Annotated in this window: 10 protein-coding genes; 4 read left to right on the plus strand and 6 right to left on the minus strand. The window is 70.2% G+C overall.

Annotated elements, in window-relative coordinates:
• Positions 1-606 precede the first annotated feature (606 nt).
• The 3 genes from HDA32_RS08720 to HDA32_RS08730 are packed head-to-tail and all read left to right on the plus strand — an operon-like array spanning position 607 to position 3,806.
• Positions 607-1,569: a carbohydrate ABC transporter permease gene (locus tag HDA32_RS08720; protein ID WP_179642707.1), complete on the plus strand. Its 963-nt coding sequence runs from the start codon at positions 607-609 to the stop codon at positions 1,567-1,569.
• Positions 1,559-2,467, plus strand: a complete 909-nt coding sequence (locus tag HDA32_RS08725) for a carbohydrate ABC transporter permease (RefSeq protein ID WP_179642708.1) — start codon at positions 1,559-1,561, stop codon at positions 2,465-2,467. The genes HDA32_RS08720 and HDA32_RS08725 overlap by 11 nt, the downstream gene beginning before the upstream one ends.
• A gap of 16 nt (positions 2,468-2,483) precedes the next feature.
• On the plus strand, positions 2,484-3,806 hold the full coding sequence (locus HDA32_RS08730) for an ABC transporter substrate-binding protein (protein WP_179642709.1): 1,323 nt from the start codon (positions 2,484-2,486) through the stop codon (positions 3,804-3,806).
• A gap of 147 nt (positions 3,807-3,953) precedes the next feature.
• Here HDA32_RS08730 and HDA32_RS08735 read toward each other — a convergent pair whose 3' ends face one another.
• From HDA32_RS08735 to HDA32_RS08745, 3 genes are read right to left on the minus strand one after another with little or no spacing between them, the layout of a single operon-like run.
• The gene (locus HDA32_RS08735) at positions 3,954-5,612 is read right to left on the minus strand and encodes an ABC transporter permease (protein WP_179642710.1); all 1,659 of its coding nucleotides are present in this window, start codon (positions 5,610-5,612) and stop codon (positions 3,954-3,956) included.
• The gene (locus tag HDA32_RS08740) at positions 5,609-6,532 is read right to left on the minus strand and encodes an ABC transporter ATP-binding protein (protein WP_179642711.1); all 924 of its coding nucleotides are present in this window, start codon (positions 6,530-6,532) and stop codon (positions 5,609-5,611) included. Before HDA32_RS08740 ends, HDA32_RS08735 begins: the two co-directional genes overlap by 4 nt.
• The gene (locus HDA32_RS08745; RefSeq protein WP_179642712.1) at positions 6,525-7,217 is read right to left on the minus strand and encodes a TetR/AcrR family transcriptional regulator; all 693 of its coding nucleotides are present in this window, start codon (positions 7,215-7,217) and stop codon (positions 6,525-6,527) included. Before HDA32_RS08745 ends, HDA32_RS08740 begins: the two co-directional genes overlap by 8 nt.
• Positions 7,218-7,695: 478 nt before the next feature.
• Between HDA32_RS08745 and HDA32_RS08750 the strand changes: the two genes are divergently transcribed.
• On the plus strand, positions 7,696-9,027 hold the full coding sequence (locus tag HDA32_RS08750; protein WP_179642713.1) for an HNH endonuclease signature motif containing protein: 1,332 nt from the start codon (positions 7,696-7,698) through the stop codon (positions 9,025-9,027).
• A gap of 172 nt (positions 9,028-9,199) precedes the next feature.
• On the opposite strand, the gene pgl is transcribed toward HDA32_RS08750, so the two are convergent.
• The 3 genes from pgl to zwf form a co-directional block, all read right to left on the minus strand.
• Entirely contained in the window at positions 9,200-10,030 is an 831-nt protein-coding gene (gene pgl, locus HDA32_RS08755; RefSeq protein ID WP_179646561.1) for a 6-phosphogluconolactonase, read from the minus strand.
• A 47-nt stretch (positions 10,031-10,077) separates the two neighbouring features.
• Positions 10,078-11,004 (minus strand): glucose-6-phosphate dehydrogenase assembly protein OpcA, encoded by a 927-nt coding sequence (locus HDA32_RS08760; protein ID WP_179642714.1) that lies wholly within the window; start codon positions 11,002-11,004, stop codon positions 10,078-10,080.
• 196 nt (positions 11,005-11,200) lie between these two features.
• Entirely contained in the window at positions 11,201-12,730 is a 1,530-nt protein-coding gene (gene zwf / locus HDA32_RS08765; protein WP_179646562.1) for a glucose-6-phosphate dehydrogenase, read from the minus strand.
• Between the last annotated feature and the right edge of the window lie 134 nt (positions 12,731-12,864).

Below are 12,864 nucleotides of genomic sequence, written 5' to 3' on the forward strand. Positions count from 1 at the left end.
GGTAAACGCTTTCCTAGGCTTTGGGTAGGGCGGTTCAAGGGTGGATGCGTCGGCTGGTGCGCTGAAATGCCCAGGGAGCAGGGGTTTCAGGGAGCCGGAGGAGTGCTCGTGCGCGAGAGCGGGCATTAAACCTCATTCGGATAGCGGTTGCCAAACGAATCAGGCAACGATCTGGAAATGTCCTCCTGTGATCGCGAAGCGTAAGGTCGACTTCGGTGGGTTCATGTCCGCCAACTGTCGGCGAGAACCGCGAGGTGAGCGTTGATGCAGTTCAGAGCTTTACGACTGCTGGGCCGCCGCTTCTCGTTCCCGAGTCATTGACTTGACCGTAACGGGATGCTAAAAACCGATTATTCGAATCTTGGATAGCGCTTACCGCAACGTATGGCGCCTTCCTCAATGACCAAGCGGCGCCTCCCGAGTCGTCCTCCGGCGACCGGGAGCGGAGTCGCGAAAGACACCGGGCGGCGCGGTGACCGGAGCGCCGGCCCATGGAGAGCCGTTGACACTGATGAACTCTGCCCCTTCGACGGTGACGATCCCGACGGTGCGGATCGCCGTCGCCTTCGTGCCGCGATCACCTACCGGGTCCGGTGAGGCAACGTGATGGGACTGAAACAGCGACAGAAGACGGCGGACCCGCAGACGCCGCCCGCCGACCCCGCGCCCCGGCGGCGCGGGCACCGGCGGCGCCGGCCCAAGGACGACTCCGCGGCCGCCTACCTGTTCCTCGCCCCCTGGTTCCTCGGCCTCGTCTTCATCACCATCGGCCCGATCCTGGCGTCGCTGTACTTCTCGTTCACCGACTACAGCCTCATCGGCGATCCGCGGTGGGCCGGCTTCGACAACTACCTCGCGATGCTGGAAGACGAGCGGCTGCACAGCTCGCTCCTGGTCACCTTCCAGTACGTCTTCGTCTCGGTGCCCCTGCAGTTGGGCATGGCCCTCGCCCTGGCCATGATCCTGGACCGCGGCGTGCGCGGACTGCCGATCTACCGGTCCGTCTACTACCTGCCCTCCCTGCTGGGCTCCAGCGTCGCCGTCGCCATCCTGTGGCGCCAGATCTTCGGCGCCGAGGGCCTGATCAACTCGTTCCTCGGCTCGTTCGGGATCGACGCCCCCGGATGGGTCTCCCACCCCGACTACGCGCTGGGGACACTGGTCATCCTCAACGTCTGGACCTTCGGCGCGCCCATGGTCATCTTCCTGGCCGGCCTGCGGCAGATCCCCGCCATGTACTACGAGGCCGCCCGCGTCGACGGCGCCAGCCCGATGAAGCGGTTCCTGCACATCACGGTGCCGCTGCTGACGCCGATCATCTTCTTCAACCTGGTGCTGCAGATGATCAACGCGTTCCAGACCTTCACCCAGGCCTTCATCGTCAGCGGCGGAACGGGCGGTCCCTCCGACTCGACCCTGTTCTACACGCTCTACCTCTACCAGCAGGGCTTCGGCTCGTTCGACATGGGCTACGCCTCGGCGATGGCCTGGCTGCTCCTCGTAATCGTCGCGGGATTCACCGCGGTGAACTTCCTCGCCTCGAAGTACTGGGTTTTCTATGGTGACTAAGAGCGCATCGCGCAAGCCGACCGCTCCGGCCCGGCGGGCCAAGGCGCCCAACGGCTCCTCCCACAGCGTCCGCGACCACCGCAGACGGTTCTTCACCCACCTCGGGCTCATCGCCTTCGCCGTGGTGATGCTGTACCCGCTGCTGTGGATGCTGTCGAGCTCCTTCAAGCCCACCACCGAGATCTTCCGCGGCCCCGGACTGATCCCGGACGGGCTGATGGTGGACAACTACACCGAGGGCTGGACCGCGCTGCCGTTCCCGTTCCACCACTACCTGATCAACTCGGCGATCGTGGTGGCCGGTTCGATCATCGGCAACCTGGTCGCGTGCTCCCTGGCGGCCTACGCCTTCGCCAGGCTGGAGTTCCGGGGCAAGAAGCTGTTCTTCGCGATCATGCTCGGCACGATCATGCTGCCGATCCACGTGGTGATCGTGCCGCAGTACATCCTGTTCTCCAACCTGGGATGGATCAACACCTACCTGCCGCTGATCGTGCCCAAGCTGCTCGCCACGGACGGCTTCTTCATCTTCCTCATGGTGCAGTTCATCCGCGGTCTGCCCAAGGACCTGGACGAGGCCGCGCGCATCGACGGCTGCGGCCACCTGGGGATCTTCGCCAGGGTGATCCTGCCGCTGTCCATGCCGGCGCTGGCGACCACGGCGATCTTCACCTTCATCTGGACCTGGAACGACTTCCTGAGCCAACTGATCTTCCTCACCGACCCGGAGATGTACACCGTGCCACTGGCACTGCGGGCGTTCGTCGACTCGCAGAGCCAGACGTCCTGGGGGCCGCTGTTCGCCATGTCGATCGTCGCCCTGGGGCCGATCTTCGGGTTCTTCCTGGCGGGACAGCGCTACCTGGTCAGGGGCATCGCAACCACAGGAATCAAGTGACCGAAAGGAAAAGGCCATGTCAGCAACGAGGGGTGCCCGGCGCACCCCGATCCCCCGTCGTCGCCTGACGACGTTGCTCGCCGGCCTGTCGGCCGTGGCGTTCACCGCGACCGCGTGCGGAGGCGGCTCCGGCGACGACGGGCCGGTGGAGCTGCGGTTCTCGTGGTGGGGTGCCGACGAGCGGCACGAGACGACGCTTGAGGTGATCGAGCGCTTCGAGGCCCAAAACCCCGACATCACCGTCAGCGGCGAATACACCGACTGGGATGCCTACTGGGACCGGCTGGCCACCAACGCCGCCGGCAACGACATGCCCGACATCGTCACCCAGGAGGAACGCTACCTGCGCGAGTACGCCGACCGCGGCGCGCTGCTGGACCTGCGGGAGTACGAGGAATCCCTGGACCTGTCCTCGATCGACGAGATCGCGCTGTCCGGCGGCGAGTTGGAGGACGGGCTCTACGGCGTGGCAACGGGCGTCAACGCCTACGCGATCGTCGCCGATCCGCAGGTCTTCGAAGAGGCCGGCGTCGAGATGCCCGACGACGAGAACTGGACGTGGGACGACTACGTCGACGTCGCCGCCGAGATCTCGGAGAACACTCCCGACGGCGTCTACGGCACGCAGAACTACGGCTTCAACGAGGCGGGCTTCCAGATCTTCGCCCGCCAGCGCGGCGAGCTCCTCTACAACGAGGACGGCAGCCTCGGGTTCAGCCAGGACACGCTGGCGGAGTGGTACGAGTACTCGCTCGAACTGCAGGAGAGCGATGCTCAGCCGAGCCCGGAGTTCAGCGTGGAGGTCGAAGCCGGCGGCCCGGACCAGTCCCTGCTGGCCACCAACAGCGGCGCGATGGGCCACTGGTGGAGCAACCAGCTCGGCGGGATCGGCAACTCCGCAGGGCGCGACCTGGAGCTGCTGCGCTACCCGGGCGAGTCCGAGCACGAGCGGACCGGCATGTTCCTCAAGCCGGCGATGTACTACTCGATCTCGGCCGGCACCGAGCACCCGGAGGAGGCGGCGATGTTCGTCGACTTCCTGCTCAACGACCCCGAGGCGGCCGAGCTGATCCTCGCCGACCGCGGCCTGCCCGCCAACCTTGAGATCCGGGAGCAGATCACCGGCGACCTGCCCGAGGCCGACGCCCAGAGCGCCGAGTTCATCGCCGAGATCAGCCCTGACATCCCCGACGCCAATCCGGTTCCGCCGCTGGGCGCCGGTGAGGTCGTCGACATCGCCAAGCGCATCAACGAAGAGCTCCTGTTCGGCAATGTGACCCCGGACGAGGCCGCCGCGCAGTTCATGGAGGAGGTCGCCTCAGCCACCGGCAGCGGCTGACCCGCTCCCCCAGTCCCTTTCCTCCCGCCCCGATACGGCCGGGCCCTGTTCTAGCACCCGGTGGTGTGGCAACCACCGCGACGGGGCCCGGCCGCCTTTCCGCGGTCGGCCCTCGTCCCCCTCTCCGGAGGGCCGGCCGCGGCCGGACTACCGGGCGCCGACGTCGCGGTGGCGGAGGCCGAAGAGGCCGACGGCGCACAGCGCCGCGGCGACGAGCGTGAGCGCGGTCAGGGTGATCGGGCTCGGCGGGCCGAAGAATGGGAGGACGTGCGCGAACGGCGAGAACACGCGGAACAGCCACTCGGGCCAGCCGAGGTGCTGGCCGAACTCGACGGTGACGGCGACGACCAGGGCGCCCCAGGCCACGGCTGGCGCCCGGCGGCCCACCAGCCCGAACGCGGCCATCGCGATACCGGCCATCACCCACACAGCGGGGACCAGGGCGGTGGTGACGGTCAGCATGCGGGCCAGGTCCGCGCCGAGCTCTCCACTGTGCAGACCGGCGCCCAGGCCGAAGCCCACCCCGATGGCCACCTGGAGCAGGGCCGACACACCCAGCGCGAAGACCAGGTGACCGGCCGCCCAGCGCAGGCGGCCGACCGGAGTCGCCAAGAGCGTCTCGGCGGTGCCGCCGCCCTCTTCGGCGCCGAGGCGCAGCACGGTCATGATGGCGTAGATCGCGATGGGGAACCCCATGGCGAAGGCGATGTAGGCGAAGAAGGCGTCACCCGGCCGGCCCGCGCCCATCGCGTCGGCCCACACCCGCATCCGCTCCCCGCCGGCGTACTGCTCCATGGCGCCGGCCCCGCCGTAGCCGGTGGGCAGGCAGACGGCCAGGGCCGCGAACAGCCACACCAGGGCCGCGGAGCGGTTCAGCCGCCACGCCAGCCCGAAAGGGCCGCGCAGGCTCGCGGGGGCGGCTGCGGGCCCTGCGCGGGCCGGCAGCAGGCCCGAGCCCAGATCCCGGCGCGAGGAGAGCCGGTATGCGGCCCACAGCAACGCGGCGACCAGCGCGATGACCGGCAGGAACAGCCACCAGCGCTCATCGGCGAAGGGCCGTGCGCGCTGCAGCCACCCGTTGGGGGTCAGCCATCCCAGCCAGTGCATGCCCTCACCACCGAGATCGGAGGCGCCCCGCACGAAGTGGAGGGCGAAGAAGAGGGAGTAGGCACCGACCCCGGCGAGCCCGGGGTTCTCGGTCAGCTGCGCGGCCACCGCGGCCACCGCCGCGCAGACCCACACCGCGCCCCCGCAGACGAGCCCCAGCGCCAGCGATCCGGCCGCGGGCATCCCGTAGCCGATCAGGGCGGCCGCGCAGAGCACAGCGAGCAGCACCCCCGCGCCGAGCACCACGGCCAGGGCCGCGGTCAGCGGTGCGTGCCGCCCGATCGCGGCCGAGCCGAGCAGTTCACGCCGACCGGTCCGCTCCTCGCCCCGGGTGTGCCGCACCAGGAGGAGCGCGGCCCCCAGCGCGGCGATGAGCGTCGCCCCGGCGAACGCCTCCTGCGCGGTGAGCGCGTTGACGTCGTCGCCGTAGGCGGGCCCCTGGAAGAGCTTGAACATCGGCACGCCCACCATGACCTCGTCGAAGCGCGCCTCGCGTTCCTCGGCGGTCGGATAGGTGGCCGCCATGGAGTCGGCGCGGCCCACGACCGTGCCCCAGGTCAGCAGCAGCCAGACCGGTAGCAGGATCCGATCGCGACGCAGGATGAGGCGCACCAGCGCGCCGGTCCCGATGAACGGGCCGGCCCGGCCGGGGGCGGCAGGGGCGCCGGCCGCGGGCCGGTCGACGGCGGGGGCGTTCACCGAGACGCCGCCGCTTCGCCGCCGCCGTCCGCGCCGGGCCCGATCCGGTAGTGGCGCAGGAACAGCTCCTCCAGGGTGGGGGGCTGCGCGGTGATCGCGTTGACGCCGTGCGCGGACAGGCGGGCCAGGACCTCGTTGACGACGCCGGCGTCGACCCGGCAGCGCAGCCGGGTTCCGTCGACCCCGAAACCGTGGACACCGGGCAGGTCGCGCAGCTCCTCGGGCACGGTGGCCACGTCGGCGGTGATGGAGGTGCGGGTGAGGTGGCGCATCCCGGCGAGGGTGCCGGATTCGACGACGCGCCCGGCGCGGATGATGCTGACGCGGTCGCACAGGGCCTCGACCTCAGCCAGGATGTGGCTGGACAGCAGCACGGTGCGGCCCTTGGAGTTCTCCTCGGCGACGCAGTCGCGGAACACGGCCTCCATGAGCGGGTCCAGGCCGGAGGTGGGCTCGTCCAGGAGCAGCAGCTCCACGTCCGAGGCGAGAGCGGCGATGAGGGCGACCTTCTGCCGGTTGCCCTTGGAATAGGCGCGCACCCTCTTGCGCGGGTCCAGAGCGAAGCGCTCGATCAGCTCGTCGCGGCGGCGCGCTTTGACGGCGCCGCGCAGCCGCCCCAGCAGGTCGATGACCTCGCCGCCGGTGAGGTCGGGCCACAGGGTGACGTCACCGGGCACGTAGGCCAGGCGCCGGTGGAGCTCCACGGCCTTTTCCCAGGGGTCGGCGCCCAACAGCCGCACGGTTCCGGAGTCGGCGCGCACCAGACCGAGCAGGATACGCAGGGTGGTGGTCTTTCCCGCGCCGTTGGGACCGAGGAAGCCGTGGACCTCGCCGGTCCCGACGGTCAGGTCGAGGCCGTCCAGCGCCCGGGTCGCACCGAAGGTCTTGACCAGCCCGCAACCGCGGATCGCCTCACTCATCGCGGTGCTCCTCATCAGGGGAGCCGGAGGACTGCTGCTCGGCCACGGCGTCGCGGATCCCGGCGCCGGTGTCGGATGCGGTGAACTCGGCCATGCTCGCGTAGACGTCGAACATGGCCATGGCGATCCGGGGCGCGTTGCGGCCGTCGAGGACGTCGGCCCCCATCCGCCGGGACAAGTGCGCGTGCAGTGCGATGGTGGACATGTGCATCGCGGCCATGACCGATGCCCCGTCGCGGGCCCTGTCCGAACCCGGAGGGAAACGCTCGGGCCAGGAGCCGGTCAGGAACCGCTCGGCTGCGGCGGCCCCGCTGTCGAACAGCGACGCGGCCGCCGGTGAGTCCTCCACCATGGCCCGCGCGACGTACCTGATGATGAGTGGGCTCTTGGCGTAGAGATCGGACATGAAATCGGGGTCGGTGATCTTGCCGTCATCGACGCCGTAGGTGTCGAGGTCGCCGAGTGATTCGGCCACGTGGGCATCGCACGCCCGCCTGAGTCCCTCCTTGGACCCGAAGTGGTGCTGGACCAGCCCGGTGGAGTAACCCGCGGCCTGTGCGACGCCCTTCATGGTGGCGCTCTTGAACCCGTGCTCGGCGAACTGCGCCAACGCCGCATCCCTGATCCGCGCCCGAGCGGTCAGATCCTCCAGCGGCCGTCCGTCCGTACGGTTATCGGTACCCACGTAGTGGATCCTATACGCCTATACTGCTTATTGTAAGGATGTATTGGAAGAGGGGGATGTGGCAAGAACACCGGCCACGGCCGAAGCGCGCCGCACGTGCGCCAGGCCGGACGGGGGAGAAGCCGGACGGGAAGGGAGGGGGCGTTGACCGCGACCGCGACCGCGGTCGGCCGAGGCCGATAAAGGCTGCTCCGACCGCCGACACGCCATCCGCTGAGGCGGTGGGGCGTCGGAGCGCAGCCGGTCGCCGAAGGGTGGCCGCCCCGGGAGGTGTGGTGATCGACGGATCGGCCTCTGCCCGGTTCTGCGTCGCCGGTGACTCATCCTCTGGCCAGTGGGTTTGTTGATTCGTTCGCTGTGGCGGGGGAACCCTTCCGTTTATATGACGCCCGCCCATAGCCGAAACTCCATCGAATCGGCGCTGTTTTAGCCACCGCTTTTTATTGTTCTCCCTGGTCGGAGTAAATAAAGTGTAAGTATGTTCGAGTCTCGGCGGTCTTCTGCGGCGCCGTCTCATCTGGGGCGGGCGCGCGAGCTGCTGTGTGCGGCGGCGGCCGAGGTCGCCGCCTATGCCGAGGCCGAGATCTTGCCGGGCGCCGTTGAGGACGTGGGTGCGGAGATCGCGGAGACGGTCGCGGACCTGGAGCGGGTGAAGTTCGCGGTCTGTGCGGCGCTGGGGAGCTTTGAGCGGGCGGAGGGGTTGGCCGGTTCGGGCTATAAGCGTCTGGTGGACTGGGTGACCCATACCTGTGTGATGCCGCGGGCCGAGGCCTACTCCTATGCGCGTATCGCCCAGCGCCCGGCGGCGTTGGGCGAGAGTGAGGAAGCCTACCGGGGCGCAGAGATCAGCCTGGGCCAGCTGGAGCGCATCAGTGAGTGGAGCGCCAAAGCGGCCGAGGAGCGCAACCGCACCGCATGGCCCGATGAGGACGTCTTCGTCCGCCGGGCCGAGGCGGTTCTGCTCGGTCTGGCCTGCCAGGAGTCGACCACGTGCGAGGATCTTCGGGTAGCGGGGCGTAAGCTGCGCTACCAGCTCAACCCGGCCACGCATGAGCGCGAGTACCGGCAGCGCTATGACTTCCGGGGCGCCACCTTCGCCCGCACCAGAGACAACGGCTTTCACTTCGAGGCCTGGGGGGACGAGGTCTCGGCCGACGCGTTGCAGGCGGCGCTGGAGGCCTTCGGGTCCCCGCCGCAGCCCGCAGACGAGCGCCGGCCGCGCCAGCGGCTGTTCGACCAGCTGATCGACATGGCCGACTTCGCGCTCAAGAACAGCGACCGGCTGCCGCTGTCGGGTGGGGAACGCGCCCAGGTGCGGCTCGTCGTCTCGCTGGAGACGCTGCAAGGCGCACAGGGCGCGCTGCCCGTCCAGAGTGACTACGGCACCGTCTATCCGGTCTCGGCCACGCGGGCGCTGGCCAAGGACTGCCTGCTGCGCCGCATCGTCACCGACCCGCTGACCGGCAGGCCGTTGGATGTGGGGCGGGCCGAGCGGATCTTCCCGCTGCGGTCCCGGATCGCACTGACCACCACTCACAGCACGTGTCAGTGGGAGGACGGCTGCGACCGCCCGGCGCGCTGGTGCCAGATCGACCACCACCAAGCGTGGTACGAGGGCGGGGCCACCGACATCGACAACGGCCGCCCGCTGTGCCGCCGGCACAACCTGGAAAAGGAACACCGCCGCGCGGCAGGGGCGAGAGAGCGCCATCCGACCACACGCCGCAGACGGCACCGCACCCGCCCGGCCAGAGCCGTCCATCCGCCCGGAGACCCACCCGATCCACCGGCCCCCACTCACTCGGCCTGACCACCACACCCCTGCCGACCCCGCCGCGGACCCAGCCACGGCGGGCCACCGGCACGCCACCACCCCACCCCGGAGCCCTCGCAGGGCGATAGCACTTCACGTCGGGAAACGCCGAGCAAGGAAGCCCTGTCAGCTCCCGCCACCCCTCCTGTTGCGACTCCTCCCGGTGGGGCTACAACGCTCCCGGGGCGGCCAGACCGGCGGGGAGTTTGCTCGCCGCTGCGCGGTCGAGGAGGAAAAGAGTGCGGGACCTACCACGGGCGCCTGAGGCCGGGACCTGGATCGGGCCCGCCTCGCTCAGGGCCAGGCGCACGGCGTCGGCCTTGCCCTCGCCCGAGGCGATCACCCACACCTCGCGGGCCGCCCGGATCGCGGGGAAGGTCAGCGACACCCGGGTCGGCGGCGGCTTGGGTGCGCCGTGCACCGCCACCACCGTGCGCTCCTCCTCGTACAGCGCCGGCTGCTCGGGGAACAGCGAGGCGACGTGGGCGTCGGGGCCGATGCCGAGCAGGCACACGTCGAAGGACGGCACGTCGGCGTGATCGTCCGGCCGCGCAGCGGCGTGCAGCGACCGCGCGTAGCGCTCGGCGCCGCGCTCGGGCTCATCGCCGTCGGGCCCGCCGGGTGCGGGCATGGCGTGCACCCGGCCCGGGTCGACGTTGACGTGGTCCAGCAAGGCCTCGCGCGCGCCGGTCTCGTTGCGCTCGGCGTCACCGGTGGGCAGGAAACGCTCATCGCCCCACCAGATTTCCAGACGCCGCCAGTCGATGGCGTCGCGGGCGGGCACCTCGGCCAGTTCGGCCAGCACGGCGATGCCGATGCTCCCGCCGGTCAGCACGATCGACGCGGTGCCACGTGCGGCCTGGACGTCGACCAGGCGGGTGACGATCCGGGCCGCCGTCGCCTTGGCCAGCAGGTCGGCGTCGGGGTGCACGATGACGGTGGGCGGCGCCCCGTACCGCTCCGCCGATGCGCTGCCCTCCCGGTCGGCGGGGGAGTGCATCTCGCGGCCGACGGCCGGGGCCGCCGCCGACTCCGCTCGCTCGTCGCTCATACGCCCACCCCCGCGTGGTTCAGCAGTGTTCCCATGTGCTTGGCGGTGCTCTCATAGATTTCATCCGCGTCCAGGCGGCGCAGCTCTTCGGCGAGGGCCTCGGAGGCGCGGCGGCGCGGCAGGGCCACCGTCTGGTCGGGCTGGTTGGGCCGCGACAGCGTGGCCACGCGGCCGTCGAGCCGATTGAGGACGATGTCGCCGCCGTTGGTGATGAGCTTGGCGCCGGTGATGCCGGGGCCGTGCGACTCCTTGCGCTCCACCGGCACCTCCAACTGTTCCGACAGCCAGGCGGCCAGCAGGTCGGCGCTGGGGTAGTACGGCTCGGCGGTGACCTCGGCGGCCGTCACCCACCCGCACGGCTGGTCCATGGTGGAGGCCAGCAGCGAGCGCCACGGTGTCAGCCGGGTCCAGGTGAGGTCGGTGTCGCCGGGCCGGTAGTGCGTGATGCGGTTCATCAGATCGCCGACGGGGTCGGCGGCGCGCAGCGCGTCGGTGATGCGGCGCTGGGCGAGCCGGCCCACCGGGTCGGCGCCGGGCTCGGCCGGGCCGACCCCAGGCCACCAGGCCACCACCGGTGCATCGGGTACCAGCAGGGGGGTGACGATGGAGTCGGGGTGCTCCCCGAGTTCCCCGTAGAGCCGCAGCAGCAGCGCCTCACCGGGACCGGAGGTGCCCGGGCGGCGGATCTCGGCGTCGATCGCCGGCTCGGCGTCCGGATCGCGCCGAATCAGCGCGAGCACCCGGCTCGGGTGCTCGCGCCCGGCCTCGGTGGCGGCGCGCACGGCGTCGTAGTGGTCGGCCTCGTCGGTGACGATGATCAGGGTCAGCACCATGTTCATGGCGCCGCCGCCCACACTGTGGCGTTCGGCCCCCAGCGCCTCGCTGATCTGCGACGTCGTGGCGCGCGGAAGGTAGAGCGTCATCGGTCCTCCACGGTCCGGGCGGCCGGTGCCGGCCCCCGGCTTTCGTTCGACGGCTTTTCCACAGGTCCGGCCGCTCGGCTTGTGCTGGGCTCTTGACAACCGCGATGCTGGTCGTGCGGTTGGGAAATGGGTAGCGGGTGGCCCCCCTGGGTGGGCGGGGCGTGGCCCGGCGGGCGGAACATGATGGTTCCGATTCCTACGGTCGGCGCCATTGGCGCCCGTCGCGAGCCATCATCTCGTGCGCCGAGGACGGCCCCCAGGTTCCCGATTCGTACTGCTCGGGGCGGCCGTTCTTGGCCCAGTATTCCTCGATCGGGTCGAGGATCCGCCAGGACAGCTCGACCTCCTCCTGGCGGGGGAACAGCGGCGGGTCGCCGATGAGCACGTCCAGGATGAGGCGCTCGTAGGCTTCCGGGCTGGCCTCGGTGAAGGACTGGCCGTAGGTGAAGTCCATGCTGACGTCGCGAACCTCCATCGATGCCCCCGGCACCTTGGAGCCGAACCGCAGCGTGACCCCCTCGTCGGGCTGGATGCGCAGCACCAGTGAGTTGGCGCCCAGCTCTTCGGTCTCGGTCTGGCCGAACACTTGCTGCGGCGCGCTCTGGAACACCAGTGCCACCTCGGTCACCCTGCGGCCCAGCCTTTTGCCGGTGCGCAGGTAGAACGGCACGCCCGCCCAGCGCCGGGTGTTGACGCCCAGTTTGATCGCCGCGTAGGTGTCGGTGCCGGAGTCGGCGGGGATGCCCTCCTCATCCAGGTAGCCGATGACGGGGGTGCCGCCCTGCCAGCCCGCCGCGTACTGGCCGCGGGCGGTGCCCCGGCTGAGGTCCTCGGGCAGCGTGACCGCGGAGAGCGCTTTCTCCTTCTCCGCGCGGATGGCGTCGGCGGTGAAGGAGATCGGCTCCTCCATCGCCACCAGCGCCAGCAGCTGCAGCAGGTGGTTCTGGATGACGTCGCGGGCCGCGCCGATGCCGTCGTAGTAGCCGGCCCGGCCGCCCACGCCGATGTCCTCGGCCATGGTGATCTGCACGTGGTCGACGTAACCGCGATTCCAGATCGGCTCGAACAGCGTGTTGGCGAACCGCAGCGCCATGATGTTCTGGACGGTCTCTTTGCCCAGGTAGTGGTCGATGCGGAACACCGACTGGGGCGGGAAGACGTCGTCGACGACCGCGTTGAGTTCCTTGGCGCTCTCCAGGTCGTGTCCGAACGGCTTCTCGATGATGACCCGGCGCCAGGCCTCGCCCTCGGACTCGGCCAGCCCCGAGCGGCGCAACTGCTTGACGACCGTCGGGAACAGCTTGGGCGGCAGCGACAGGTAGAACGCGTAGTTGCCGCCGGTGCCGCGGTCGGCGTCGAGCTGGCGGACGCAGCGGGCCAGCTCGTCGAAGGAGGCGTCGTCGCCCAGTTCGCCCTGGACGAACCGCATGCCCTCGCTGAGCTGGCGCCACACGTCCTCCCGGAAGGGGGTGCGGGCGTGCTCCTTCACGGCCTCGTAGGCCAGTTGGGCGAAGTCCTGGTCGACCCAGTCCCTGCGGGCGAAGCCGACGAGTCCGAAGCCCGGCGGCAGCAGCCCGCGGTTGGCCAGGTCGTAGATCGCCGGGAGCAGCTTCTTGCGGGCGAGGTCGCCCGTCACCCCGAACAGGACGAGAACGCTCGGGCCGGCGATGCGCGGCAACCGCCGATCCAGCACGTTGCGCAGCGGGTTGGGCACCGCTCCCGGCATCACCGGTTCTTTCACTTTTCGGCTCCCCGTGGGTGGCGGCTCGCGGCCGCGGATGGACGAAGGGTCGCGGGTGAATCTGGGACGGACGCGCGGACGGATGCGGGCTGGCACGGCGGGTGAGCGCCGCCGCCGCC

Origin of the sequence: Spinactinospora alkalitolerans, assembly GCF_013408795.1 — a bacterium.
GTDB lineage: Bacteria > Actinomycetota > Actinomycetes > Streptosporangiales > Streptosporangiaceae > Spinactinospora > Spinactinospora alkalitolerans.

Bases quoted from the DNA above. Each gene is read 5' to 3' on its own strand.
- zwf (WP_179646562.1), bottom strand. From the start codon at position 12,730: ATGCCGGGAGCGGTGCCCAACCCGCTGCGCAACGTGCTGGATCGGCGG.
- HDA32_RS08740 (WP_179642711.1), bottom strand. From the start codon at position 6,532: ATGAGTGAGGCGATCCGCGGTTGCGGGCTGGTCAAGACCTTCGGTGCG.
- HDA32_RS08760 (WP_179642714.1), bottom strand. From the start codon at position 11,004: ATGACGCTCTACCTTCCGCGCGCCACGACGTCGCAGATCAGCGAGGCG.
- HDA32_RS08750 (WP_179642713.1), top strand. From the start codon at position 7,696: ATGTTCGAGTCTCGGCGGTCTTCTGCGGCGCCGTCTCATCTGGGGCGG.
- HDA32_RS08725 (WP_179642708.1), top strand. From the start codon at position 1,559: ATGGTGACTAAGAGCGCATCGCGCAAGCCGACCGCTCCGGCCCGGCGG.
- HDA32_RS08730 (WP_179642709.1), top strand. From the start codon at position 2,484: ATGTCAGCAACGAGGGGTGCCCGGCGCACCCCGATCCCCCGTCGTCGC.
- HDA32_RS08720 (WP_179642707.1), top strand. From the start codon at position 607: ATGGGACTGAAACAGCGACAGAAGACGGCGGACCCGCAGACGCCGCCC.
- pgl (WP_179646561.1), bottom strand. From the start codon at position 10,030: ATGCACTCCCCCGCCGACCGGGAGGGCAGCGCATCGGCGGAGCGGTAC.